Source organism: Streptomyces sp. P17 (genome assembly GCF_032436805.1).
Taxonomy (GTDB): Bacteria; Actinomycetota; Actinomycetes; order Streptomycetales; family Streptomycetaceae; genus Streptomyces.
On sequence record NZ_JAVRBF010000254.1, the window covers coordinates 1 to 587 of the forward strand.

General features: G+C 47.4%; 1 protein-coding gene. It reads right to left on the reverse strand.

The window, feature by feature from the left end; all coding sequences use genetic code 11:
• Positions 1 to 160 precede the first annotated feature (160 nt).
• Positions 161 to 587, reverse strand: a 427-nt coding sequence (locus tag RMT89_RS40705; RefSeq protein WP_315888789.1) for a hypothetical protein, incomplete at its 5' end; no start/stop codon positions are given.

Sequence of the window (587 nt, forward strand, 5' to 3'; positions counted from 1 at the left end):
CGTTTCTGGTTTCTGTTCAACAGGATAACAAATGATACCCTGCCAGTTAATATCCTTTGCACAACTTGCGCAATAGAGACCGTATGTGTACTGGTTCCAGTACCTTGCACCAACTCGATGACAACGGGTAACGTTGCATTCGCCATCAATAACTTGGCCTTTATTCCCCTGATGTTTCGGGTAACGGCGTGGGTGCATAATCAGCGAATTCTGTGATCCATTTGACATCGGTGTAATATCCCAGTTCGTGAAGGCGTGTGAGCATACGCCTGCCTTCTTTGTAAGCAGATTGGTCGAGCTTATGCAGATGCAGAACGTCTTCGAGTGCAGGTAGGATTTCATCCATTGCCTGCCCGAATTTACTGCCTTCAGCAATGTCATAAGCGCCCTGACGCATCATGTTATCGATGAAGTAGTAAAGAGCCAATCCAGCTTTGACAGCCAGTGTCTCAGCGTTCTCAGCACGTTTGAGGAAACCCTCATACACTGCTTCTCTCGCTCGTTTGAACACACGCTGATAGGTTTTGTGATCCATCGTAGGCAAGCATTCGTCCATGCCTGCTTTGAGTAGTGCGATAACCTTATCG